The organism is Nocardia sichangensis (assembly GCF_047200615.1).
Classification (GTDB): domain Bacteria; phylum Actinomycetota; class Actinomycetes; order Mycobacteriales; family Mycobacteriaceae; genus Nocardia; species Nocardia sichangensis.
The window spans coordinates 63,228-86,272 of the sequence record NZ_JBJZOK010000015.1 but is presented as its reverse complement, the minus strand read 5'-3'; the positions used below and the strand labels follow the sequence as shown (position 1 = coordinate 86,272).

Sequence of the window (23,045 nt, the reverse complement as noted above, 5' to 3'; positions counted from 1 at the left end):
GGAGAGCAGACCACCCAAACGACCCCCCTGACCAGGGTTTTCGTCGCACTGATCGCAAACGGCGCGCAAGCACCACCACTTCGGCCCACCGAGCGCGAGCCCGAACCGGACACCGCCCAGCTCCATTCCGTTCTGCCGGGCGCTCCCCAAACATCGTCGGGACGACCGAGCTGACCCAGCCCCGCCGGGTGCGAGTCTTACGAGCGCCGCAGGCGCTGCAAATCAGACACAGTGCTCGCGCAAGTACGCCAAGTCCTCCGCGAGGCCGTCCCCTGGAGTCTCCAGCACGACCGGCGCGTCCGCCGTGCGGCACACCTCGGCGAGCAATTGCGGGTCGATGGTGCCGTCGGCGAAGTTGGCGTGCCGGTCGGCGCCGGAGTCGAATTCGTCGCGCGAGGAGTTCAAGTGGACCAGGTCGATCCGGCCGGTGATCGCCTTGATCCGATCGACGACGCCGATCAGCTCCTCGCCGCCCGCCCAGGCGTGGCAGGTGTCCAGGCAGAATCCGGCGCCGTACTCGCCGACCGCGTCCCACAGCCGGGCGATGGAATCGAAATGCCTGGCCATGGCGTGATTGCCGCCCGCGGTGTTCTCGATCAGGATCGGCACCGCGAAGCCGCCTTTGTCCTGCTGACGCTCGAACAGTTTGCGCCAATTGTCGATTCCGGTCTCCAACTCGGCGTCGGAACGCACATGCCCGCCGTGCACCACCAGACCGAACGCGCCGAGTTCGGCGGCCGCCTTCGCCTGCTGGGCCACCGCGTTGCGCGAGGGCATGCGCAGGCGGTTGTTCAGGCTGGCGACGTTGATCTGATAAGAGGAGTGGACCACGACCTCGATCGGGCTGGCGAGAATCTCCTCGGTCCGCGGATGCGGGGTGGGTTTGTCCCAGCTCTGCGGATCGACCACGAACATCTGGATGACGTCGGCGCCGAGTTTCTCCCCGAAGCCGATCGGGTCGCTGTCGAGCCGGACGTGTGCTCCAATGCGCATGCGGGTCACAGTACTGGCTGCTACCGACGACAATCGAGGTTGCGCCGCGAGGTGTTGCATCCCGATGGCTCATCGAGATACATGGGTAGTGTCCGCGCGCTCGACTCGACAAGGGGGTGTACAGGTGTTGCAGACCGGCGAGATCTTCGCGGGCTACGTCATCAAACGCGTCCTCGGCCATGGCGGCATGGGCACGGTGTACCTGGCCCAGCATCCTCGGCTGCCCCGCCTGACGGCGTTGAAGCTGCTCAAACGCGAACTGTACGCCGACACCGACATCCGCCGCCGCTTCGAACGCGAGGCCGATCTGGTGGCACGGCTCGATCACCCGAACATCGTCACGGTGTTCGATCGAGGCGCCGAGGACCGGCAGCTGTGGATCTCGATGCAGTACGTGCCCGGCGCGGACGCCTCCTGCGCGGACGTCGACGTGCTCGCTCCGTGGCGCGCGGTGCAGATCGCGGCCGACACCGCCGCGGCGCTGGATTTCGCGCACGCGAACCAGGTGCTGCACCGCGATGTGAAACCGGCCAACATCCTGCTGGCCAAGGCACCGATCGGTCAACCGGAGCGGGTGCTGCTCACCGATTTCGGGATCGCGGGCATCCGCGGCGCGGAGAGCACGATCGGCTCGTCCGGCACGATCACCGCGACACTCGCCTTCGGCGCCCCGGAACAGCTGATCGGCAGGCCGCTGGACGACCGCGCCGATCAGTATTCGCTGGCGTGCACACTGTTCTGGATGCTCACGGGGGCGCCGCCGTATCCCGGCGCCAACCCGGCGGCGGTGGTGAACAGCCATCTGTACGCACCGATCCCGGTGCTCAGCCGCGCACGTCCCGGTTTGCCGCCCGCGCTGGATCCGGTGCTGGCTCGTGCGATGGCCAAGCGGCCAGAGGATCGTTTCAACAGTTGCGCCGAGTTCGCCGCCGCCGCGAAATCCGCGCTGGCCGAACAGCGGGCCGGGCATCGGACGGCGCCGCACGGCATTCATCCCGACGGGTATCCGACCGCGCCGACGTACCACGCGGCCGCGCCGCAGCACCGACCGAGGCCGCGGGAAACCCCTCGACCGTCCCCGAGTTTCCTGCCGCCGCGCCGCCCGGCGCATCCCGGCCTGATCGAGTTGCCGAACTTGCCCATGCGCCCGGGCTCGGCGGTGCGACCGCACCAGCAACCTCCGGACGCTCGGCCTCCGCCGGGCGGTCCGACGCATGTCGATCGCCCGCGCCGCACCACGCTCGACGAGCGATAGGTGAGGCGCGATTACTGCTATGGTTTCGATGTTTTCCGTGGTCGGGCCCATCTCCGGCCACGCGTTCTTTTGCTGTACGCCTGTTCGCCGGTGGGTCCCGGCGGGCGGCGGGAAGTGGAGCAGTCATGCTGGCCAGCGGTGACGTTTTCGCCGGCTATGTCATCGAGCGGCAACTCGGCCGCGGTGGCATGGGCTCGGTATATCTGGCGAAACATCCGCGGCTGCCGCGGATGACCGCGCTGAAGCTGCTGAATCGGGAGATGTTCTTCGACAAGGAGGTGCGGGCGCGGTTCGAACGGGAGGCGGATCTGGTCGCCCAGCTCGATCACCCGAACATCGTCACGGTCTACGACCGCGGGCTCGAGGACGAGCAGCTGTGGATTTCGATGCAGTACGTCGACGGCATCGACGCCGCATCGGTGGAGCCGAAGTCGCTGCCGCCCGTACGCGCGGTGCAGATCATCAAGGAGACCGCCGACGCGCTGGACTACGCGCACGGCAACGGAGTGCTGCACCGCGACGTGAAACCAGCCAACATCCTGCTGGCCCGCTCCGGCGCCGGTCGCGGTGAGCGGGTGTATCTCACCGACTTCGGCATCGCGCGGCTGCGCGACGACACCGGCCACCTCACCCAGACCGGCACCTTCACGGCAACGCTGGCCTACGCCTCGCCCGAGCAGCTCACCGGCGCGTCGCTCGACCACCGTTCCGATCAGTATTCGCTGGCCTGCTCGCTGTTCTGGTTGTTCACCGGCACCGGCCCGTTCTCCGCGACGAACCCCGCCGCGGTCATCCAAGGGCATCTGCAGGGCACGCCGCCCGCGCTGAGCGGCGTCCGGCCGGGCCTGCCCTTCGCGCTGGACGGCGTGCTGGCCAAGGCGATGGCCAAGCGACCCGACGACAGGTACGGCAGTTGCGCGGAATTCGCCGCGGCCGCCAAGCAGGCGCTGACCGGTTCCAGCGCGCCGTCGATGCCGGTGGTGGGCGGTCCCCGCCCGGTCACCGGGCCGCAGCACCCCACCGCGGGCCCGCGCCCGGCCACCGGGCCGCAGATCCCCACCACGGGATCGCCGTATCCGGCTGCGCAAGGTCACTACGTCAGCGGCCCTGGCCACCAGGTGCACACCCCGCAAACCAGCGGGCCGAACGCGCTCGCCTCGGCGTCGCCCGCGACTCCGCCGCCCGCGCCGGTGGTGAACTCGCGGCCGCACACCGGTCCCGCGCCCCAGCCGACGGCCGCCAACCCATATCCCCAGCAGCAGGCCGGGTTTTCCACCTTCGCCCCGCCGCACGGCGCGCACGTGCACCACTCGGCCGCGCCGCCGCCCAAGAAGAACACCGGCCTGATCATCGGCCTGGCGGTGGGCGTGGTCGTGTTGATCGTGGTGGTGCTCGGCATCATCGGCGCCGTCTCCGATTCGGGCTCGAGCAACGCGGGCACGACGACCACATCGGCGGTGAAGCCGAATCTCGTCGACGCGACCCCGGAGTCGGTCAGCGCGGAGTTCCCGCGGATGGTGCCCGCCTCCAAGTCCGAGGAGGTCGGATACAACGGCGCCGAATGCTGGCTGGCCTCGCCGAGCTCGCCGCCTTCGCCGTCCAAGGGCGAACCGGACTTCGGTGACTGGGCCGCGCAGTGGCGCTGCTTCAAGGGCGGCAACAACGAGGATCCGTACTACCGGATCTACGTCTACAAGGCCCCCGCCGATGTGCAGGCGGTGCTGAAGGGCCTGCCCTCGTCGGCCGCCAAGTCCACCGACACCAACGGCGGAAAGTCCTACACCAATTACAAGTACGTCGACGACGGCGCCAAGATGGTCACCGCGTTCACCGGCGATCCCGATCGGACCCAGTACCTCATGTACACCGACGGCTTCTCCCACACCACCGTCGACGAGCTGCTGCGCTGGTGGCGCTCGGCTCCGCTGAACTGACCGATGCACCACACCGGCGAAGTCTTCGCGGGGTACACCATCGAACGCGTGCTCGGCCGCGGCGGGATGGGATCGGTGTACCTGGCCCGGCATCCGCGGCTGCCCCGGTTGACGGCGATGAAGCTGTTGAACCCGGACCTGTTCGACGACACCGAGTCCCGCACCCGCTTCGAGCGGGAGGCGGACCTCGTCGCACGGCTGGATCACCCGAACATCGTCACGGTGTTCGATCGCGGCGTCGAGGGCGACCAGCCGTGGATCTGCATGCGCTACATCGACGGCACCGACGCCGCGGCGCTGGACGCGTGGACGCTGCCGCCGCCACGGGCGGTGCAGATCATCGCCGAAACGGCCAAAGCGCTGGACTTCGCGCACAGCCGCGGCGTGCTGCACCGCGACGTGAAACCGGCGAACATTCTGCTGGAGCGCGTCGAGGGAGACCAGGAACGGGTCTTCCTCTCCGACTTCGGCATCGCCCGATTCCGGGACGACACCGGACGGCTCACCCAGACCGGCACCTTCACCGCCACCCTCGCCTACGCCGCGCCGGAGCAATTGTCCGGTGCGCCGCTGGATCACCGCGCCGACCAGTATTCGCTGGCCTGCACGCTGTTCCGGTTGCTTACCGGCACGGTGCCGTTCGACGCCACCAATCCGGTCGCGGTGATCCAGGGGCATCTCAACGCACCGCCGCCCGCGATCAGCAGGCTGCGGCCCGGATTGCCGGTGGCGCTGGACGGCGTGCTCGCCAAGGCGATGGCCAAGCACGCGGCCGATCGCTTCGACTCGTGCGGCGAATTCGCCGCCGCCGCGTGGCAAGCGCTGACCGCGCCCGCGGCGTGGCCCGCACCGAGTCATCCTCCGCTGCACGCGGAACCACCGCTCCCGAGCGCGGGCGGGGGCCTTCGTCCGCAGCGGCGTCCCGGACGGAGAGCGCGACTGGAGGCCGTGATAGGTCTGGTGCTGGCGCTGGGCCTGGCCGCTGCGCTCGCCGCGCCATCGTTCCACGACACCTCATCCGGCTCCGCCGCATCGACCACCACGGTGGCCACGCGGAACACCGACGCCACCACGCCGCCGACCGCCCAGCGCCCGACGACGAGCGTCTCGGCCACCGCGGACCGTGCCACCATCGGCGCCCGCGCGGCCGAGCTGAGCGCCGCGTTCCCGGACATGCTTCCGGAGACCTCCGCCCAGCGCCTGGTCCACTCCGGAACCGGGTACAACAAGGCGGGCTGTTTCGCCCACGCACCGGATTCCGCGACGACGCGCGACCACGAGGATCCGGATTTCGGCCCCTGGCTGGTGATGTGGAGCTGCTTCGGCGGGCCGAACAAGGCGTCTTTCGACTTCTACCTCTATGGCTCCCCGGCCGACGCGCAGGCCGCGCTAGCGGCGTTACCGGCCAACGACCGCGCGACCGCCACCAACAACGGCGGGCACAGCTACACGAATTACACCCTGCGCGACAGCCGGAACCTGCGGCCGCGAATGGTCACCGCCTTTTCCGCGGACCCGGGACGGGCCGCCATGCTGATGTACAGCGCCGGATTCATCGCCACCGAAGCCGAGTTCATGAATTGGTGGAAATCCGCGCCGCTGAATTGAGTTTCCCCCAGGGGGAGACGCGAGGGTAGGCACATGGACGACACCCGCTTCACCATCGGCGCCGTTGCCGAACGCACCGGCCTCAGCGTCAAGACGATCCGGTTCTACGCCGACAAGGGCGTCGTCCTGCCCACCGAAATCAGCCCCTCCGGCTACCGCCTCTACGACGTCCACGCGCTGGCGGAACTGGATCTGGTGCGGACGCTACGCGTTCTCGGACTCGACCTGGCCACCGTCCGGCGCGTGCTCACCCACGAGCTCGCGCTGTCCGAGGTCGCCGCGGCGCACGCCGACGCACTCGACACCCAGATCCGGATCCTGCGTCAGCGACGAGCGGTTCTGCGCGCGGTGGCCGGGCAGGGCTCGACCCCACAGGAGTTGGATCTCATGCACAAGCTCGTCACCTTGTCGGCTGCCGAACGTCATCGACTGATCGAGGATTTCGTTGAGGCGACCTTCGGCGGACTGGACGCCGACCCGGAACTCACCGAGTTGCTGCGCACCGCACTGCCGGACCTGCCCGACGATCCCGCACCCGGGCAGGTGGCCGCGTGGGTGGAACTGGCGGAACTTACCGCCGACACGGACTTTCGGGCGGCGATCCGGCGGATGGCCGAGTACCAGGCGCGCGAACGCGCCGAGGGCGATGCGACGGGTCTGCACCACGCACTCACCGAGGCCGTGCGCGACCGGGTCGAGGCGGCCATGGCGGCGGGTGTCACGCCCGGCTCTCCCGCGGCGGCCGAGGTGGTGGCCGACCTCGCCGCGCGTTACGCGGCCACGTTCGGCAGGCCCGACGATCGCGCGCTGCGCGAGTGGATGCTGGAACGCCTCGCGGTGGCCGATGACGAACGCGTGGAGCGGTACTGGCGGTTGCTCGCGGTGGTCAACGGCTGGGCCGCGCCGCCGAGCCTGACGCCGGTGTTCGCCTGGTTCACCGCCGCCCTGCGGGGCGTCCTGGCGGGCTACTCGAAGACGTAGTGCGCGAATTCGTGGGTCGGGTGGAAGCCGATCGCGCGGTAGATCCGGTTGGCCGTGGTGTTGTCGGTGTCGGCGAAGAGGCAGACCTCCAGGTTCTGGGCTCGCAGCTGCTTCGCGACGTGCGCGGTCACCGCGCTGGCGTACCCGTGTCCGCGGGCGTCCGGCGGGGTGTAGACCGGCCCGATCCGCGACCAGCCCTGGATCGGGATCTGATGCGCGGCAAGACTGACCGGTTGCCCGTCGCGTTCCCACAGCCACCACCGGCCCGCTTCGACGCGGCGCCGGATCGCGGCCTCGTCCAGTCCGGCCGCCATGCCGGACTCCGCGCGCATGGCCGCGAGCCAGTCGCCGCACAGGGCGACATCGGATTCCAGGGCGCGGCGTGGCGCTCCGGCTACGTCCGGGATCCGCAGCGCGCCGAGCCGGTGCAGCCGGGTGCGGTACGACTGCTGAAAATCTCTCCCCAGCAGTCCACACCAGTGCTGGGCGAAATCGGTCGCGTCCGCGACGACGCCCTCCACGCCCGCGCTTTCGGGGACGACCTCGGCCAGCGCGCGAGCCACCGCGGGAATGCCGTCGGGCGGTAGCGCGCCGAGGTACACGTCGCGACCGGACACGCGCATGGCGGCGCCTACCACCGCGGCATCCTCGCCGTGGACGGTAAGAAATCGCGATGGCTCAGCCGGGGCATCCATGCCCGTGACATGGTTGGCGACGCTCGTGGTGAGCACGGTGTGCCGCAGCGGATCGCGGAGCAGGAACGCCCCCGCGACCGAGCGGAACTCGGCGGCGTCGGTGGTGATCTCGATCCTCATACAGATCACGGTAGGCGCCTGAGATCTTGCGCGCCTTCGTTTCTCACGCCCGTCGCCGGGCCTGCGGGCGGCCGACCGGCCGGTTTCCGGTCAGTCCGCTTCGCCGCCACCCGCGCGGAGTTTGAGCAGAACCAGTCCCGCGGTGCAGGCGAGAATGAGTCCGGCGACGGTGATTTCGACGTGCAGTCCGGCGATGCCGAGCACCGCCCCGACGAGTCCGCCGATGAAGATCAGCCAGGCGAGCGTCCGCGACACGATCGTGGACAGCGAGCGGCCCTGCTGGTTCGACGCGGGATGCTGTGCCGTTGCCGACACGGCATCTTCTGCGGCGCGGGACGAACCACGCCGCGACGCTGTCGAGTAAGCTCCCATCATCTACTCCTCGATGACGCCGGTCAGAGAACCACAATCACGTTCTCACACAACGTGTCTCTCATCCTTAAACCGGCGTCTCACGCGTAACTTTGCTCACACACGCTACGACTCCGGGACGCCGGAAGATAGCGACACGTGCCCACGACACGCCGAAGAGACCAATTCGATATCTGAATCAGAACTGTTTTAAATGCGCCGTCCGGCGCATACCCAGCGACCACTCGCCTCGCCGGACCGACCGGCCTCGAGTAAGGTGAGTCCACTCGATACACACCGAGGAGCGTCACCGTTGGAAAGCAGCAGGGCCAAGATCGCCGGTCCGGCGATCGCCGTAGGAGCGGTTTCCATCGGGCTCGTCCTGATCGGCGCCTGTGGCGTCGGTAAGCACGACACCTACGTGCCGCCCCCGCCGCTCAAGGCAGGCGAGTACGCCGAACCCGTTGTCCACGAGAACACCACCGGCTCGACGACCCCCAAGGTCGTCATCCCGCCGTCGCCCAGCTGGCGGATCGCACCGGCCGACCAGCGGCACCCCACCCCATTTTCGGGCTTCATGAGCAGCACCACCGCTGAGCCGTCCCCGGGAAATCCGCACGACGACCCCACGCAGGCGGCGCCTCCCGAGGAGCCGAGGCCGACGGCCGCGCGAGCGCCGGCGAGCGACTCGACGGACGAAGCGCCCACCCAACTGCGGACGACGCCGCGAGACGACGAATGACGCGGTGGTGCGCGAAACGCACCACCGCGGCACTCCTTACAGTTCGGGCAACTCGTAGTCGCCGACCCGCGAGCTGAGCACCCGCAGATGCTCGAGGCCGCTACCGAGGGTGCGCTCGATCGCGGTCAGCCGGGCCACGTAATGGCTCACCGGGTACTCCGCGGTGACGCCGATGCCACCGTGCATCTGGATCGCCTCCTGCCCGATGTGACGTGCCGCGCGGCCGACCTGCAGCCGTGCGCGCGACGCGATCACCGGATCGTCGGCCCCGTCCGCCAGCGACGCCGTGGCGTACAGGCTCATGCTGCGCGCCAGTTCCAGCGAGACGTACATGTTGGCCGCTCGCTGTGTGAGCGTCTGGAACTTCGACAGCGTGACACCGAACTGCTTGCGCTGCTTGAGGTAGTCGGTGGTCAGTCGCAGCGCCTCTTCCATCGCGCCGACCGACTCCGCGCACAGGCTCGCCTGCGCGTGGGTCAGCACCGACTCGATGGCCTCGGTCGCGTCCGCCGCGCCGAGCCGCTCGGCGGGCGCGTCGGTCAGCTCGACCTGCGCGCCGCGCTGGCCGTCCACCGTGCGGTAGGACTTGCGGACCACACCCGTCGCGTCCGGCGCAACCAGGAACAGACCGACGCCACCCTCGGGCAGCGCGGCGCTGACCACGAGTTCGTCGGCGCTGTCGCCGTGCGCGACGGGGTTCTTCACGCCGGTCAGCGTGTACGAATCGCCCTGCGCCGTGGCGGTGGTCGCCAGTTCCGCGGCCGGCCAGCGCACCCCGGGCTCGGCATGGGCGAAGGCCAGCAGCTTCGCACCCGAGGCCACCTCGGGCAGGATCCGCTGCCGCTGTTCGGCGCTGCCCGCCGCGGCGACCAGGCCACCGGGCACCAGCACCGCGTCCAGGATCGGTTCCGGCGCGAGCCTGCGGCCCACCTCCTCGAGCACGACCATGGTCTCCACCGGACCGGCGCCGACGCCGCCGTCCTCCTCGGTGAAACTCAGGCCGAGCACGCCCAGTTCGGCGAGCTGACGCCACACGTCGCGGCTCCAGCCCAGTTCGGAGTCCACCACCTTCAGCCGTGATTCGGCGTCGTAGTTGCGCGCGAGCAGGTCACGGACCGTGTCGCGGAGCATGACCTGTTCATCGGTGAGATCGAAATCCATGGTTGCGCCTCACAATCCGAGGATCGTGGAGGCGATGATGGTGCGCTGCACCTCGCTGGAGCCTCCGTAGATGGTTGTCTTGCGGTAGTTCAGGTAGGAGGGGCCGCTGCGCTGCGCCCAGCCGGGCGAGGCGATGTCGTCCGCGCCCACCGGGATGGCGTCCGGTCCGGCGATGTCCAGCAGCAGCTCGGTGGCGGCCTGCTGGAGTTCCGAACCGCGCAGCTTCAGCACCGAAGAGGCCGGATTCGGCTTGCCGTCGGAGGAATTGGAGACCACCCGCAACTGGGTGAGTTCCAGCGCGAGCAGCTCGTTCTCCAGTTCGGCGATCCGCGCCGCGAACACCGGGTCCTCCAGCAGCGTGCCGTTGCCCGACTTGATCTTCGCCGCGTACTGCTTCGCCACGCCGATCTTGACCTTGGTGCGGCCGACGCCGGTGATTCCGGTGCGCTCGTTGCCGAGCAGGAACTTCGCGTAGGTCCAGCCCATGTTCTCCGCGCCGACCAGCTGATCGGCGGGTACCCGGACGTTCTCGAAGAAGACCTCGTTCACTTCGTACCCGCCGTCGATCAGCTTGATCGGGCGGATGGTGACACCGGGCGACTTCACGTCGAACAGCAGGAAGGAGATGCCCGCCTGCTTCTTCGCCGCGCTCGGGTCGGTGCGCACCAGGCAGAAGATCCAGTCCGCGTACTGGGCCAGCGTGGTCCAGATCTTCTGGCCGTTGACGATGTAGGAATCACCGTCGCGAACCGCCGTCGTGCGCAGCGACGCCAGGTCGGAGCCCGCGTCCGGCTCGGAGAAGCCCTGGCACCACCAGATGTCCAGTGCCGCGGTGGGCGGCAGGAAACGCTCCTTCAGCTCCTGCGAGCCGAAGTGGGCGATCACCGGGCCGACCATCTGCGCGTTGAACGTCAGCGGCTCCGGCACCGAGGCCAGCTGCATCTCGTCCTGCCAGATGTGGCGCTGCATCGGCGTCCAATCCTTGCCGCCCCACTCCACGGGCCAATTGGGCACCGCGAGGCCGTGGTCATTGAGGATCTTGTGCGCGGTGACGATGTCATCTCGGGTCAGCTCACGGCCGTCCCGGACGCGCTCGCGAATGTCGGCCGGGATCTCGGTCCGATAGAACTTGCGCAGTTCGTCGCGGAAGGCGACGTCGTCTGGGGACAAGGATAGTTTCATACGCATCTCCCTGCGTGTCTCGTACGTCCGAGTCCAAACTACCCCCCGGTAATCCTGCCCTGTCGACTGGATCACAGGTGCGGGACACACTCGCCGTTCGCGGCATCGGATTCCGCGCCGCTCCCCGGGACGGCGACCGGCGCGAGCTGGTACGTTGCTGCAGGTGGGCCGGGGGCCCACAGGGTTCGGTATCGAGGAGAACGAGTGAACGGCAGGACCATCGCACGCGCCGCGGCCGCCGCGGCATCCCTCGGCATCGGCGCGGTTCTCACCTTCTCCGCGCCCGCCACCGCCGAGCAGACCCAGGCGCCGGTGGACACCGGCCTGGCGCATCTGACCGACATCGCGGGGGCCGACCCGTCCGCACAGGAGGGCATCGCCGCGCTCACGCGCTACGCGGGCTTGATCGACGCCGCGCACCTGCGCGAGGTCTCCAGTGTGTTCACCCCGTTCTCCTACGCCGCGCCCACCTTCGGCTGCGGCAGCAACGGCCCGATCACCACGATCATCGCCGCCGCGACGACCGAGGGGACCGGCAACGGCCGTGACCTGAACGTGGAGCCCGGCGAGCTGCGGTTCAGCGCGACTCCTTCGCACTCCGGCGCTCCCCTGGCCTCCGGGCTCGTGGTCGCCTGGGTGAACGTGAACACCGGCGCCAGCGGCATCGACCCGCTCGACGACGTGACCGAGTACCGCCAGCCCACGCTGTCCAAGACGGTCCGCAGCGGTCCCGGCACGGTGCTCGCTTCGATGTGGGGCATCATCGACTACCCGTTCGCCCACTGTGTGATGACTCCCACCGTGGGACTTTTCACGGTGCCGGACAACCCGCCCCCGCCGCCTTCGGCTCCTGCGCCCAACCCCGCCCCTGCTCAGCCCGCGCCGAGCGGCTCCGGCGGCGAACCCACCCCGTAGCAACGTTTCGTCGCTGACGTCGGCCGACCGTCGTGCCCGGCCCCGACCGTCCGAGGCCCGGCCGCTCGATGCGACCGCGCCGTCGCGTCGGTAATCGAACGGCCAGGATGGCCCGATGCGCCGCATGGACTCCCGCCACCCGTCGAGCAACCGGGCACCGGCTGCTCCACGCATCGCCGAACCGACCGCGTGCCGGGCAGGTGCCTCTCCCTATCGGACGGCGGCGAAGAACGCGCGGATGTCGGCGACGTGCGCGTCCGGGCGTTCCATCGCGATGAAGTGGTTGCCCGTGTTGCCCTCCGGCCAGTGCACGATGGTGTTGTCGCGCTCGGCGAGCCGCCGCATCAGCGCGGAGCCGCCGCCGTACGTGCCGGTCGGCACCGCTTTCTGTCCCTTCGGCCAGGTGAACCCGCCGTCGCCGAGGCCGTTGTACATCGGCCAGGACGACGAGGCCGCCGTGCCGGTGAACCAGTACAGGCTGACGTTGGTCAGCAGCTGATCGCGGCTGATCACGTCCTCCACCCGGTCGGCGAGCGGGGCAAACTCGGTGAACTTCTGCATCAGCCAGGCGAGCAGGCCCACCGGTGAATCGGTCCACGCGTGGGCGAAGGTCTGCGGGGCGGGGCGCAGCAGGACGTGATGGTCCACGCCGCCGGTCATCCACTGCTGCATGAGGTCCCACTCGGCACGTTCGTCCGGCGTCATGGTGGGCACGTCCGCTTCGGTGGGCATCCCGATCCCGCCGTCGAGGTGCACGCCGATCACCCGGTCCGGCGCGGCGATGGCGAGTTCCGGCGCGACGTAGGCGCCGAGATCGCCACCCTGTGCGCCGAAGCGCCGGTAGCCGAGCCGATCCAGCAGGGTCAGCCACATACCGGCCACTTTCGCCGGTGTCATGCCTGGCTCGCGCGGCCCGTCGGAGAAGCCGAAGCCCGGCACCGAGGGCACCACGACGTGGAAGGCCTGCGCGGGATCGAGTCCGTGCGCACGCGGATCGGCGAGCGGGCCGATGGTCCCCGCGAATTCGGCGAACGAGTTCGGCCAGCCATGGGTGAGGATCAGCGGCGTCGCGTCCGGTTCCGGCGAACGCACATGCAGGAAGTGCACGTCCAGCCCCTCGATGCGCGTCTTGAACTGCGGGAACTCGTTCAGCGCCGCTTCCTGTGCCCGCCAGTCGAATCCGGTCCGCCAGTACTCGGCCAGCTCGCGCAGATAGTCGACCGGCACGCCGCGATCCCAGCCCGTGCCCGGCAGCTGGGCGGCCCAACGGGTGCGAGCGAGCCGATCGTGCAGGTCGTCCAGGTCGGACTGCGGAATCTCGATGCGGAACGGGCGAATGGCGGTGGTCATCGGTACGCCTCCTCGGCGGTCGGTGCTGCGGTACAGCGATGACGTTAAGCAGCATCTAGGACCGAACATGTCCTAGATTTCCGGCATCATCTGATTCGTGAACGACACTCCCGCCCGACTGCTTCGCCTGCTGTCGCTGCTCCAGACGCCACGGGAATGGCCGGGCAGCGAATTGGCCGAACGCCTCGGTGTCACCGACCGCACGGTGCGCCGCGACATCGATCGGCTGCGCGAACTCGGCTATCCGGTGACCGCGACGCTCGGCGCTGCGGGCGGATACCGCCTCGCGGCGGGCACGGCGATGCCGCCGCTGCTGGTCGAGGACGACGAGGCCGTCGCCATCGCGGTCGGGTTGCGGGCCGCCGCCGGGTCCGCGGTGGCCGGGATCGAGGAGGCGTCGGTCCGGGCGCTGGCCAAGGTGGAGCAGGTGCTGCCCGCGAAGTTGCGACGCAGGGTGCGGGTACTCGCCGTCGCGCTGACCCCGCACACCGCCGACGGGCCCACGGCCGACCCCGAGGTGCTCGCCACGCTCGCGGCGACCGTGACCAACCGGGAGCGGGTGCGTTTCGCCTACCGCGACGAGGCGGGCGGCGAGACCAGGCGCAACACCGAGCCGGTCGGCCTCGTACCCGCCCGGCGGCGCTGGTATCTGGTCGGCTACGACCTCGATCGGGCCGGCTGGCGGGTCTACCGCGTCGACCGGATCGACCGTCCGCAGCCCACCGCCGCCCGCTTCTCGCCGCGTGCGCTACCCGCCGCCGATGCCGCCGCCTACGTCGCGGGCCGCCGCACCGACTGGGGCACACCGTCCTTCCGGCTCCGAGTGACCGTCCACACCTCCGCCGACCGTGTCACGGGGCGGCTGAGTGAAAGCCCCGGCGATGTCGTCGCGATCGACCCGGACACCTGCCGGATCGACGCCCGGCGCGACGACGCGCCGGAATGGTTGGCTCACCGGCTGCTCGCGCTGGGAGCGGACTTCGAAGTCCACGAGCCTCCGGAACTCATCGCCCATCTGCGGGCCATCGCTGACCGCGCCGAGCGCGCGATCAACCCACGGCAGGGACCTATGATCTGAGCTCGCCGGTCCCGCTTGCCGATGACAGCATCACCGGCCGCTTGCACAAGCAAGGCGTAATCAAAACCTCTGCCGGACAGCATATTCACCTCGCTGCGGTGTGTGGACCGCGCGTTCGGTGCCGGCTCGTGGACACGCGGTCCTCCTGGCCCTGCGGCGCGATACCCGCGCGGCCGGATTGCCGGGCGCGCCGACACGGTGCCGCCGATCGATGTGGAGATGGACGCCGCTTCGCTCCCTCTTCGCGCGGATACCGCGACGGCGCTGAAGCCTGTGATCCCGACGACGGCGGCTCGACCTCAGCGAGAGAGCTGGATTCGGAGGAGAGCGCCGGATTCCGTGCTCGCCGTCAATTCGTCTGGACGGCCGGGGACGGCGGCGACCGCGGTGAGCGGCTGCCCGTTGAGCACGGCGCAGGTAGCGCCGGAGGTCGGATCGACGCGGATCAATTGGCCGGTGAGGGTGGTGACGTAGAGGATGCCGCTCGGATCGGCCAGAAGATCGTCGGCGAAATCCGGGAGACCGGCCAGTTGCGAGGACAGGTCGGCGACGGTGCTGCGGGACGCGGGCGCGTCGAGCGGGACGCTAACGATCCGGCCGAGCGGGCCGCCGTTGGCGGTCACGTAGAGCACGCCGTCGTGCACGACCGCGCCGTTGGCGGCCAGTCCGGCCAGCGGCGCCGCCCACTCGGTGTCGAGGGAGTCGTCGGGACGGACCTTGATCACGCCGGAGAGGGTCGCGACGTACAGGTTGCCGCTCGGGTCGAACGCCGCGCCGTTGGGCATCGGGAAGCCGGAGACGAAGACCTCCGGCTTCGGCACGGCCGCCGCCGGATCGAATCGGAGCACGCCGCCGGGACGGACGACGCTGACCGGCGCGTCACCGTAGACCACGTACAGCAGTCCGTCGGGACCGAGCCGCACCGCGCCGGGGAACTCCACCGGAACAGTCGCCGTGAGATTGCCGGCGGTGTCGTAACGCTGCACCTCATTGCGGTAGAGCCGCGATACCCACAGATTGCCCTGCGCGTCGTAGCCCAGGTTCTCCGCCCAGTCGAGCACCGGCACTCGCGCCGCGACGGCCGTGACCGCCACCGCGGGGTCGCAGGCGGCGATGGATGGCGCGGCGCCCGCGCCCGGCGCGAGCACTCCGGTGAGGGCCAGCGCCACGGCGGACAAGAGGAAGGCGCCTCGACGGCGGAGAGTTCGCAACGCGGGCACCTCGGGCTCCGGTAGGTATGAGTCGCCGCGGATCTTAACCGTTTCCGGCGCGGAATCGCGCGGTCCCACCCGCGACACGATCTTTGGCACTATCGGTGGATGCCATTCTTCGACGGCGCGCGCGGCCGGATGCACTATCGGCGGTGGCCGATCGAACACCCGCGTTACACCGTGGTCCTGCTGCCCGGAATCGGCCAGCACAGCGGCCACTACCACCGCTTCGCGCGCGGTCTGCGCCCCGCCGGTGAGGTATGGGCGCTGGACACCGCCGGGCACGGGTTGAGCGAGGGCGATCCGGAACGGCCCGGCACGCTCGCCGAGCTGGTGGCGGACGCGGTGCGGCTGGTCGAGCTGGCTCGTGGCGACCGGCCGCTGATCCTGATGGGCCACTCGCTCGGCGCGGTGACCGCGCTGGGCATGCTCGGGGCCGCCGGGCCGGAGTCGACCGATGCCGCAACGGGTTCGACGGTGCTGGACCGGAACTATCCACTGCGGCCCGCCCTGCCCTCGGACGCGCTGGCGGGCCTGGTGCTGTCGGGCGTCCCGAAACGCGCGCTGGGCGGCGGGGCGCCGGGCGCGCCGGGAACGCCCCTGCCGCAGCGTCTTCCGGTGCTCGCGGTGCACGGCGTGGACGACCGGCGCGCGCCGATCGATGCGATCAGGGTCTGGACTAGCCGCCACGAATCGGTAGATTTACGGGAGTACATCGACGCCGGGCACGACCTGCTGCACGAGCCGGTGCACGCGCGGGTCACTGCCGACATCGCGGATTGGATGCAGGGTGTCGTCGTGGGGTTGGCACGACATCCGTAACCGCACTTCGGACGAGGAAGGGGGACGGCGCAGATGCCATCGCAAGAGAACGGGTTCGGCGGAGAGCCGCTCGCGGAAGTCACCGCACCCGGCGTCGACATCGCCGCGCTGAACCGAGCGGTCGACGACGGCTCGCTGTGGATCGACGGCCTCCTGGTCGCCGACGGCGCGCACGAACGGTGCGCGCGCCAGTACGAGTTGCTCGCCGATCGGGTCGACGAGCAGATCCGCATCCTGAGCGCCGCCACCGCGTTGCCCGGCTTCGGCGGATTCGCCTCCGGCGACGCGCTGCGCGCCGGTTTCGAGCGCAAGGCCGACGGCGCGATCACCCGACTGAACGAATACGCCGCCGCCGCGCGAGAACTCGCCCAGACCTTCCGCGCCGCGGCCGCCGTTTACCAGCAGGCCGACGAGGCGCTCGCGCAGGCGGTCGAACGGGTCGACGTGACGGGAGCCGCGCATGCGTGAGATGCCACGCGCCGGGCAGCGGGCCACCCACCGGCGCACCGATCCCGCCTACGCGCCGAACGTCGAAGTGTTCGACAACCTCGCCCACGACGAGATCCACGCAAAGGTCCAGTTGCTGAACCCGGCCGTCCTCGCGGGCGGCGAGCAGGCGTGGAGCGACGCGGCAGCGCACCTGGCCGACGCGGTCTTCCAGGCGCACACCGAGATCCGCGCGGCCATCGCCGACGGCTGGCGCGGCTCCGCCGCCAAGAGCGCGGACGCGGTGGTGCGCGTATTCGAACAGAGCGGCCAAGACCTGGCCGACGTGTTCGCGGTCGTCTCGCAGCGCCTCGGACAGGCGAGCGACGCGGCGGAGGCGCTGCGCGCCGCGGTGACCGAGCCGTCCACCGGCGCACCGGATCTGGGGGCGGCACTGCTCGATCCGTCCCGGGCGACCAGCAATGTCGATGGGCAGAAGGCGAGCGAGCACGCCCGTCAGGACGTCGTGCGCGCGATGAACGACATCTACGCGGGGGTTTTCGTGCGCACCGGCACCGACGTGCCCGCGTTCCCCGACGAATCGGATCAATCGGCCGCCCCGGCTCCCACCGCCACGCCGACGAGCAAGATCGTCGGGACAACCCAGGTCGCACCCGACGCGCAGCCCACTTCGCTCGGGACGCACGCGCCGAAGCCGATCCACACGGTGGAGCAGAGCGTCTCGGCGACGTCCACTGATTCGACACCCGCCGACGAGACGCCCGCCACGTCCGCCGCCGCTGCCGCCGTGCCGACGACCGGCGCCGCGGTCGCGGACGAGACACCGGCCCCGGCCGCGCCACGAGTCGCACCCGCCGCCACGGCGGCGCTCTCGACGGTTGCGGCCGCCTCGGTTCTCCGCACCGCGCCCCCCACCGGATCGCCGGGTCCGGCGACCGCGCCCGCCTCGGCGACGAGCGAGCCGACGACGCTGCCCGCCGTGCCCGGCGTCGGCGGCCAGGTTCCGTCCGAAGAGCAGCGCAAGCGCGACGAGCGGCGAAAGCACGACGACAGCTCCGACGCGGCGGTCACCGGTCTAGGCGCCGGAGCGATGGGTGGCCTGATGGGTGGTGCGGTGGCCGCCGTCGACACCCCGCGCGGCGGTTCGAGTGTGGCCGCGAACGCCGCGAGCGCACGCTTGGCGCCGATCGATGACGAGGACGACGAGTTCGACCTCGATGATCTCCCCACGTTCCTCGAGCCCTCCGACGACGGCGGCGAACTCATCGGGTCGCTCGATCCGACCACACCGCCTGTGCTCGGCGAATGGACCGAGTACGAGTGAACTGGACGCTGACCCCGGATCAGTTCGCGCTGGCCTGGTCACGCACCGATGGGGATCGCATTCCCTATCCACTCGCCGTGCGCCTTTCGGCGCGCGACACCGCGGAACGCACCGCGCAGCTTCCCGCGCTCGACCGCTGGTGCGCTCAGGTGCTGGACGCGGATCTGGAAGCGGCGCTGCGCATCCTCGCCCAGCCGGACCTGCGCGTCGAGGTGTTCGGTCAACGTGACGCGGCGTCAGAACCGCCGTCGCGCGAGAACGGTGGACCACGCCCACCGGCAATCGACACCGGGCGGCAATCCGAGGCGCGACCGATCCGTATCCTCGGCGCCGCCGCCGGGAACATCGCGGTGGTCGCCGCGCAACGCCCCGGTGCGACGCCCGATCGCGGCGGCGACGTGCGATTGTTCGCGGGCAGCTCGAAAACCCTGTGCCCGCGGATCGTCTCGATGCTCCCGGAGAACAATCCCGGCATGCTGCCGCGCCTGACCGCTCCCCTGTCCCAGGTCGGCGAGGACAGCCGCAACCTGGTCACCGTTCCGGTCGCGGGCCCGTCTATTCCGTCCCGGATCCGCAAGCTGCTCCGGCAGCCGCGTGAAGGTATCGGCCAGATGGTCGTCTCCGCGCGCCGCGGCGTGGGCGAACCGCGCCCGTTCGGCGTGCTGTGCTGGATCGACGTTGTCGCCGACGGCCGATACGCGGTGCGCACCGGCACGGACGTCGACATCGTCGCGGTGTCCGCCGAGCGTTTGGCCGCCCAGCTGCGACCGCTCGTCGCCGCGGCCGCGCGCACCTCGACGGCCTACGCCGGGCGCTGAGCGGCGCGCAGACCCGACGCGAGTCCGACCCCGGCCCGGCACACCGACCGGCCGCGACGAGCGGGGGCGCGCCACCCTGTCCGCATCGGATCCGTCGCTGAGCCACGCGGCGGATGCCTGACACCGCTCCGGTTGGCGCCACGGGACCATTTACGGTGTTCGAGTGCCACTCTACGAATTCGAAGGCAAACGTCCGCAGGTCGACCCGACCGCGTTCGTCGCGCCGACGGCGACCCTGATCGGCGACGTCCGGGTCGAGGCGGGCGCCTCGATCTGGTACGGCGCGGTGCTGCGCGCGGATCTGGCGCCGATCGTCATCCGGGAACGCGCCAACATCCAGGACAACGCGGTGCTGCACGTGCCGCCGGATGTGCCGATGGAGATCGGGCCCGGCGCGACGATCGCGCACAGCGTGGTGTTCCACGGCGCCGCGGTCGGCGCCGAGGCCATCGTCGGCAACGGGACCACGGTGCTGGACCTGGCCAAGATCGGGGCGGGCAGCATGATCGCCGCCCACTCGCTGGTGCCACCGGGGGCGGAGATCCCCGACGGCGTGCTCGCCGCTGGTTCCCCCGCCGAGGTGAAACGGCCGATCGAAGGCACCCAGGCGCAGATGTGGGTGCGGCTCAACCCGGGCTTCTACGCGGACCTGGCGCAGCGCCACCGCACGGGTATCACCGAGGTCTGATCAGCACAGCAGCGCGGTGACCTCCGCGTCCTCGAGCTGGTGGAAATCGCGGTAGGCGCCGCCGACGCCGCCGAGCGAGCGCGGCACCCACGGGCAGACCGCCTCGTCGGCCTCGTCGGTGACCCGGCGCATCGCCTCGGTCGAGGAGACGGGGACGGCGGCGACGACGCGCGCGGGCCGGTGCAGGCGCGCGACCCGGCAGGCGGCCACGACCGTGGCGCCGGTCGCCATACCGTCGTCGACGATCACCACCGTGCGACCTGTCAGCGGGATCGGCCGCGACGCACCGCGCAGCACCTGCCTGCGCCGCTCCAGCTCGGCCCGCTCCCGCGCCTCGATCGAGTCGACCTTCTTGGGCGTTATCCCGGTGTGCGCCAATACATCCTGATTGAGCACCCGGACCCCGTCCTCCCCGATGGCGCCCAGCGCCAGCTCGGGCTGCCACGGCACACCCAGCTTGCGGACCAGCAGGATGTCGAGGTCACCGCCGATCACCGCACGGACCGCGGCGGCCACCGGAACTCCACCGCGCGGCAGCCCGAGCACCAACGGGTCCGACGCGCGTAGGTGTTCCAGATGCGCACCCAGCGCGTGACCCGCCGAGGTCCGATCGGTGTAGACCATCGATTCCGAACGCTACTCCGGTCCACGCTCGGTGATCGCGAATCGACGCAAGGCAAGACTCGGGTTGGTCGTGCGCACCTTGCTCACGTACGCCAGGTCGATTCCGGCGGTCAGCACGCCCGGTTCGTCGCCGAGTTCGGCGAGCACCGCGCCGGCCGGGTCCACGATCATGGACGCGCCCGCGCCCCGGGGAGCGGCCTGGTCGGCGGCCGCGACGTAGACGGTGTTCTCGATCGCCCGCGCCCGCACCAGCGTGGTCCACTGGTCGACCTTGCCCGGTCCCGGGATCCACTGGGCAGGCAGCAGCAGCACCTGCGCGCCCGCCGCGGCGACCCGGCGCACGCCCTCCGGGAAGCGCAGATCGAAACAGGTCTGCATGCCGAATGTGATATCGCCGACGGTGAAGGTGGCGGGCGCCTCGATCGCGCCCGGCTCGACCACATCGGATTCGAGGTGGCCGAAGGCGTCGTAGAGGTGCACCTTCCGGTACCTGGTGACGAGGGAACCGTCGGGGCCGAGCACGACGAGGGTGTTGCGAATCCGGTCGCCGCCTGGCGCGACCTGTTCCACCGTTCCGGCGACCAGGAACACGCCGAACTCGCGGGCGATCGCGCCGAGGCCGGTGACGAACGGGCCGGTCAGCGGCTCGGCGACGGCGACGACCCGCTCATCGAGCCGGGTCACGGCGAACATCGAGTATTCCGGTGCGACGACCACGCGCGCGCCCCGTTCGCGCGCCGTGCGCACGTGTTCGCGCACCGCGGCGAGGTTCTCCGCGGGGGCGGTCGAAGGGGCGAACTGGACGACCGCCACGTCCAGCTGATCCGGCGTCGCATCCCGATGCGCGGGCGAGTTGTCCAGTTGCATAGATCTCACCGTATTGGGGCGGTGGCCGGGACGACCAGCAGGAGGCAGTAAACTGCTGCTCAATGAGCACCAATCAGGTCGACAGCGTTCCTGGCGACGACGACAGGGACATTGACGGCCCGTCCTTCGCCGATCTGGGTATCGATGACCGCATTCTGGCGGCCATCGCCGATGTCGGTTACGAATCGCCCTCGCCGATCCAATCCGCGACGATTCCCCCGTTGCTCTCCGGCGCCGACGTCGTCGGCCTCGCGCAGACCGGCACCGGCAAGACCGCCGCGTTCGCCATCCCGATCTTGATGGGGCTCGAGGCCACCGGTCGCAGCCCCCGCGCCCTCGTGCTCGCGCCGACCCGTGAACTCGCGATCCAGGTCGCCGAGGCGTTCGGCCGCTACGCCGCGCACATTCCCGGCCTGCACGTGCTGCCCATCTACGGCGGGCAGAGCTACGGCGTGCAGCTGTCGGGATTGCGCCGCGGCGCGCACGTCGTGGTCGGCACGCCGGGCCGGGTGATCGATCACCTGGAGAAGGGCACGCTCGACCTGTCGCAGCTGCAGTATCTGGTGCTCGACGAGGCCGACGAGATGCTGAAGATGGGCTTCCAGGAGGACGTCGAGCGCATCCTCGCCGACACGCCCTCCGACAAGCAGGTGGCGCTGTTCTCCGCGACCATGCCCGCCGCGATCCGCAAGATCTCCAAGCAGTACCTGCACGATCCGGTGGAGATCACGGTCAAGGCGAAGACCTCGACGGCCACCAACATCACCCAGCGCTGGGTGCTGGTGTCGCACCAGCGCAAACTGGACGCGCTCACCCGGGTGCTCGAGGTCGAGTCGTTCGAGGCGATGATCATCTTCGTCCGCACCAAGCAGGCCACCGAGGAACTCGCCGAGAAGCTGCGCGCGAGAGGGTTCTCCGCGGCGGCGATCAACGGCGACATCGCGCAGAACCAGCGCGAGCGCACCATCGGCCAGCTCAAGTCCGGCGCGCTGGACATCCTGGTCGCCACCGACGTGGCCGCGCGCGGGCTGGACGTGGACCGCATCTCGCACGTGGTCAACTACGACATCCCGCACGACACCGAGTCCTACGTGCACCGTATCGGCCGCACCGGACGGGCCGGGCGCAGCGGCGAGGCGCTGCTGTTCGTCGCGCCGCGCGAGCGGCATCTGCTCAAGGCGATCGAGCGGGCCACCCGCCACCCGCTCACCGAGATGCAGCTGCCGAGCGTGGAGGACGTCAACGCCCAGCGCGTCGCCAAGTTCGGCGACGCCATCACCGAGAACCTCACCTCGTCGAATCTCCCGCTGTTCCGCAAGCTGATCGAGGATTACGAGCGCGAGCACAATATCCCGCTGGCCGACATCGCCGCGGCGCTGGCGGTGGGCTCCTACGACGGCGACAACTTCTTCATGGAGCCCGAGCCGGAGCCGGTGGAGCGCCCGCAACGCGACCGGACTCCGCGCGAACGTCCCGCTCGCCGCTTCGACGAGGACCGGCAGAGCGCCTCGCACCACCGTGCCACCGGAACCGAGCTGGCGACCTACCGGATCAGTGTGGGCAAGCGGCATCGCGTGGTGCCCGGCGCCATCGTCGGCGCCATCGCCAACGAAGGCGGCCTGCGCCGCAGCGACTTCGGGCACATCAGCATCCGCCCCGACCACAGCCTGGTGGAACTGCCCGCGCAGCTGCCGGATGAAACGCTGGAAGCGTTGCGGCGCACACGGATCAGTGGTGTGCTCATTCAGCTGCAACTGGATCAGGGTGCGCCGCAGCATCGCACGTTCAGCCGCGGCCAGCGCCGGGAGCGCGAGGGCGGCAAGCGGCCGGAGCGCCGTAAGCCGCGTTCCTGAGCCGGGCAGGGTACGTCGAGGTCAGA

The 23,045-nt window shown here is 70.2% G+C and carries 22 protein-coding genes; 13 read left to right on the top strand and 9 right to left on the bottom strand.

The window, feature by feature from the left end; genetic code table 11:
- Nucleotides 1-222: 222 nt before the first annotated feature.
- Entirely contained in the window at nucleotides 223-993 is a 771-nt protein-coding gene (locus ACL03I_RS21355) for a deoxyribonuclease IV (protein ID WP_412806811.1), read from the bottom strand.
- Nucleotides 994-1,117: 124 nt separating this feature from the next.
- Here ACL03I_RS21355 and ACL03I_RS21350 point away from each other — a divergent pair, with 124 nt between their 5' ends.
- The 4 genes from ACL03I_RS21350 to ACL03I_RS21335 all read left to right on the top strand — a co-directional run bounded on the left by ACL03I_RS21350 (nucleotide 1,118) and on the right by ACL03I_RS21335 (nucleotide 6,771).
- A complete protein-coding gene (locus ACL03I_RS21350; protein ID WP_355077240.1) occupies nucleotides 1,118-2,248 on the top strand; it encodes a serine/threonine-protein kinase in 1,131 nt (376 codons plus the stop codon).
- A 125-nt stretch (nucleotides 2,249-2,373) separates the two neighbouring features.
- Nucleotides 2,374-4,182 carry a serine/threonine-protein kinase gene (locus ACL03I_RS21345; RefSeq protein ID WP_412806810.1) on the top strand — a complete coding sequence of 603 codons (1,809 nt, stop codon included), beginning with the start codon at nucleotides 2,374-2,376 and terminating at the stop codon, nucleotides 4,180-4,182.
- Between the two features lie 3 nt (nucleotides 4,183-4,185).
- On the top strand, nucleotides 4,186-5,790 hold the full coding sequence (locus ACL03I_RS21340; RefSeq protein ID WP_412806809.1) for a serine/threonine-protein kinase: 1,605 nt from the start codon (nucleotides 4,186-4,188) through the stop codon (nucleotides 5,788-5,790).
- 33 nt (nucleotides 5,791-5,823) lie between these two features.
- Nucleotides 5,824-6,771 (top strand): MerR family transcriptional regulator, encoded by a 948-nt coding sequence (locus ACL03I_RS21335; protein WP_412806808.1) that lies wholly within the window; start codon nucleotides 5,824-5,826, stop codon nucleotides 6,769-6,771.
- Here ACL03I_RS21335 and ACL03I_RS21330 read toward each other — a convergent pair.
- Nucleotides 6,756-7,586 carry a GNAT family N-acetyltransferase gene (locus ACL03I_RS21330; RefSeq protein ID WP_355077247.1) on the bottom strand — a complete coding sequence of 277 codons (831 nt, stop codon included), beginning with the start codon at nucleotides 7,584-7,586 and terminating at the stop codon, nucleotides 6,756-6,758. The two genes, ACL03I_RS21335 and ACL03I_RS21330, sit on opposite strands and share 16 nt — an antisense overlap.
- Before the next feature lie 90 nt (nucleotides 7,587-7,676).
- Nucleotides 7,677-7,901: a hypothetical protein gene (locus ACL03I_RS21325; protein ID WP_356967256.1), complete on the bottom strand. Its 225-nt coding sequence runs from the start codon at nucleotides 7,899-7,901 to the stop codon at nucleotides 7,677-7,679.
- 349 nt (nucleotides 7,902-8,250) lie between these two features.
- Here ACL03I_RS21325 and ACL03I_RS21320 point away from each other — a divergent pair, with 349 nt between their 5' ends.
- Nucleotides 8,251-8,679: a hypothetical protein gene (locus tag ACL03I_RS21320; RefSeq protein ID WP_355077250.1), complete on the top strand. Its 429-nt coding sequence runs from the start codon at nucleotides 8,251-8,253 to the stop codon at nucleotides 8,677-8,679.
- A gap of 36 nt (nucleotides 8,680-8,715) precedes the next feature.
- On the opposite strand, the gene ACL03I_RS21315 is transcribed toward ACL03I_RS21320, so the two are convergent.
- A complete protein-coding gene (locus tag ACL03I_RS21315; protein ID WP_355077252.1) occupies nucleotides 8,716-9,840 on the bottom strand; it encodes an acyl-CoA dehydrogenase family protein in 1,125 nt (374 codons plus the stop codon).
- Between the two features lie 9 nt (nucleotides 9,841-9,849).
- Nucleotides 9,850-11,022 (bottom strand): acyl-CoA dehydrogenase family protein, encoded by a 1,173-nt coding sequence (locus tag ACL03I_RS21310; RefSeq protein ID WP_355077254.1) that lies wholly within the window; start codon nucleotides 11,020-11,022, stop codon nucleotides 9,850-9,852.
- Nucleotides 11,023-11,226: 204 nt separating this feature from the next.
- On the opposite strand from ACL03I_RS21310, the gene ACL03I_RS21305 reads away from it, so the two are divergent.
- Nucleotides 11,227-11,937 carry a hypothetical protein gene (locus tag ACL03I_RS21305; protein WP_355077256.1) on the top strand — a complete coding sequence of 237 codons (711 nt, stop codon included), beginning with the start codon at nucleotides 11,227-11,229 and terminating at the stop codon, nucleotides 11,935-11,937.
- 210 nt (nucleotides 11,938-12,147) lie between these two features.
- On the opposite strand, the gene ACL03I_RS21300 is transcribed toward ACL03I_RS21305, so the two are convergent.
- Nucleotides 12,148-13,287: an epoxide hydrolase family protein gene (locus ACL03I_RS21300; RefSeq protein ID WP_356967251.1), complete on the bottom strand. Its 1,140-nt coding sequence runs from the start codon at nucleotides 13,285-13,287 to the stop codon at nucleotides 12,148-12,150.
- Nucleotides 13,288-13,384: 97 nt separating this feature from the next.
- Between ACL03I_RS21300 and ACL03I_RS21295 the strand changes: the two genes are divergently transcribed.
- A complete protein-coding gene (locus ACL03I_RS21295) occupies nucleotides 13,385-14,365 on the top strand; it encodes a helix-turn-helix transcriptional regulator (protein ID WP_412806807.1) in 981 nt (326 codons plus the stop codon).
- Nucleotides 14,366-14,664: 299 nt separating this feature from the next.
- Here ACL03I_RS21295 and ACL03I_RS21290 read toward each other — a convergent pair whose 3' ends face one another.
- Nucleotides 14,665-15,576, bottom strand: coding sequence for an SMP-30/gluconolactonase/LRE family protein (locus ACL03I_RS21290; RefSeq protein WP_412806806.1), 912 nt, complete (start codon nucleotides 15,574-15,576; stop codon nucleotides 14,665-14,667).
- 108 nt (nucleotides 15,577-15,684) lie between these two features.
- On the opposite strand from ACL03I_RS21290, the gene ACL03I_RS21285 reads away from it, so the two are divergent.
- The 5 genes from ACL03I_RS21285 (at nucleotide 15,685) to ACL03I_RS21265 (ending at nucleotide 19,675) form a co-directional block, all read left to right on the top strand.
- Nucleotides 15,685-16,398, top strand: coding sequence for an alpha/beta hydrolase (locus ACL03I_RS21285; protein WP_412806805.1), 714 nt, complete (start codon nucleotides 15,685-15,687; stop codon nucleotides 16,396-16,398).
- A 33-nt stretch (nucleotides 16,399-16,431) separates the two neighbouring features.
- Nucleotides 16,432-16,866, top strand: a complete 435-nt coding sequence (locus ACL03I_RS21280; protein WP_356967244.1) for a hypothetical protein — start codon at nucleotides 16,432-16,434, stop codon at nucleotides 16,864-16,866.
- On the top strand, nucleotides 16,859-18,169 hold the full coding sequence (locus tag ACL03I_RS21275) for a WXG100 family type VII secretion target (RefSeq protein WP_412806804.1): 1,311 nt from the start codon (nucleotides 16,859-16,861) through the stop codon (nucleotides 18,167-18,169). The genes ACL03I_RS21280 and ACL03I_RS21275 overlap by 8 nt, the downstream gene beginning before the upstream one ends.
- Nucleotides 18,151-18,987 carry an ESX secretion-associated protein EspG gene (locus ACL03I_RS21270; protein WP_412806803.1) on the top strand — a complete coding sequence of 279 codons (837 nt, stop codon included), beginning with the start codon at nucleotides 18,151-18,153 and terminating at the stop codon, nucleotides 18,985-18,987. The genes ACL03I_RS21275 and ACL03I_RS21270 overlap by 19 nt, the downstream gene beginning before the upstream one ends.
- Before the next feature lie 163 nt (nucleotides 18,988-19,150).
- The gene (locus tag ACL03I_RS21265) at nucleotides 19,151-19,675 is read left to right on the top strand and encodes a gamma carbonic anhydrase family protein (RefSeq protein ID WP_356967238.1); all 525 of its coding nucleotides are present in this window, start codon (nucleotides 19,151-19,153) and stop codon (nucleotides 19,673-19,675) included.
- Here ACL03I_RS21265 and ACL03I_RS21260 read toward each other — a convergent pair whose 3' ends face one another.
- The gene (locus tag ACL03I_RS21260; protein ID WP_355077273.1) at nucleotides 19,676-20,299 is read right to left on the bottom strand and encodes a phosphoribosyltransferase; all 624 of its coding nucleotides are present in this window, start codon (nucleotides 20,297-20,299) and stop codon (nucleotides 19,676-19,678) included.
- 12 nt (nucleotides 20,300-20,311) lie between these two features.
- On the bottom strand, nucleotides 20,312-21,166 hold the full coding sequence (locus ACL03I_RS21255) for a carbon-nitrogen hydrolase family protein (RefSeq protein ID WP_412806802.1): 855 nt from the start codon (nucleotides 21,164-21,166) through the stop codon (nucleotides 20,312-20,314).
- 62 nt (nucleotides 21,167-21,228) lie between these two features.
- Between ACL03I_RS21255 and ACL03I_RS21250 the strand changes: the two genes are divergently transcribed.
- Nucleotides 21,229-23,019 (top strand): DEAD/DEAH box helicase, encoded by a 1,791-nt coding sequence (locus ACL03I_RS21250; RefSeq protein ID WP_355077277.1) that lies wholly within the window; start codon nucleotides 21,229-21,231, stop codon nucleotides 23,017-23,019.
- The last annotated feature ends 26 nt before the right edge of the window (nucleotides 23,020-23,045 follow it).

Bases quoted from the DNA above. Each gene is read 5' to 3' on its own strand.
- ACL03I_RS21355 (WP_412806811.1), bottom strand. From the start codon at position 993: ATGCGCATTGGAGCACACGTCCGGCTCGACAGCGACCCGATCGGCTTC.
- ACL03I_RS21345 (WP_412806810.1), top strand. From the start codon at position 2,374: ATGCTGGCCAGCGGTGACGTTTTCGCCGGCTATGTCATCGAGCGGCAA.
- ACL03I_RS21340 (WP_412806809.1), top strand. From the start codon at position 4,186: ATGCACCACACCGGCGAAGTCTTCGCGGGGTACACCATCGAACGCGTG.
- ACL03I_RS21335 (WP_412806808.1), top strand. From the start codon at position 5,824: ATGGACGACACCCGCTTCACCATCGGCGCCGTTGCCGAACGCACCGGC.
- ACL03I_RS21330 (WP_355077247.1), bottom strand. From the start codon at position 7,586: ATGAGGATCGAGATCACCACCGACGCCGCCGAGTTCCGCTCGGTCGCG.
- ACL03I_RS21315 (WP_355077252.1), bottom strand. From the start codon at position 9,840: ATGGATTTCGATCTCACCGATGAACAGGTCATGCTCCGCGACACGGTC.
- ACL03I_RS21310 (WP_355077254.1), bottom strand. From the start codon at position 11,022: ATGAAACTATCCTTGTCCCCAGACGACGTCGCCTTCCGCGACGAACTG.
- ACL03I_RS21300 (WP_356967251.1), bottom strand. From the start codon at position 13,287: ATGACCACCGCCATTCGCCCGTTCCGCATCGAGATTCCGCAGTCCGAC.
- ACL03I_RS21285 (WP_412806805.1), top strand. From the start codon at position 15,685: ATGCCATTCTTCGACGGCGCGCGCGGCCGGATGCACTATCGGCGGTGG.
- ACL03I_RS21280 (WP_356967244.1), top strand. From the start codon at position 16,432: ATGCCATCGCAAGAGAACGGGTTCGGCGGAGAGCCGCTCGCGGAAGTC.
- ACL03I_RS21275 (WP_412806804.1), top strand. From the start codon at position 16,859: ATGCGTGAGATGCCACGCGCCGGGCAGCGGGCCACCCACCGGCGCACC.
- ACL03I_RS21270 (WP_412806803.1), top strand. From the start codon at position 18,151: ATGGACCGAGTACGAGTGAACTGGACGCTGACCCCGGATCAGTTCGCG.
- ACL03I_RS21260 (WP_355077273.1), bottom strand. From the start codon at position 20,299: ATGGTCTACACCGATCGGACCTCGGCGGGTCACGCGCTGGGTGCGCAT.
- ACL03I_RS21255 (WP_412806802.1), bottom strand. From the start codon at position 21,166: ATGCAACTGGACAACTCGCCCGCGCATCGGGATGCGACGCCGGATCAG.
- ACL03I_RS21250 (WP_355077277.1), top strand. From the start codon at position 21,229: ATGAGCACCAATCAGGTCGACAGCGTTCCTGGCGACGACGACAGGGAC.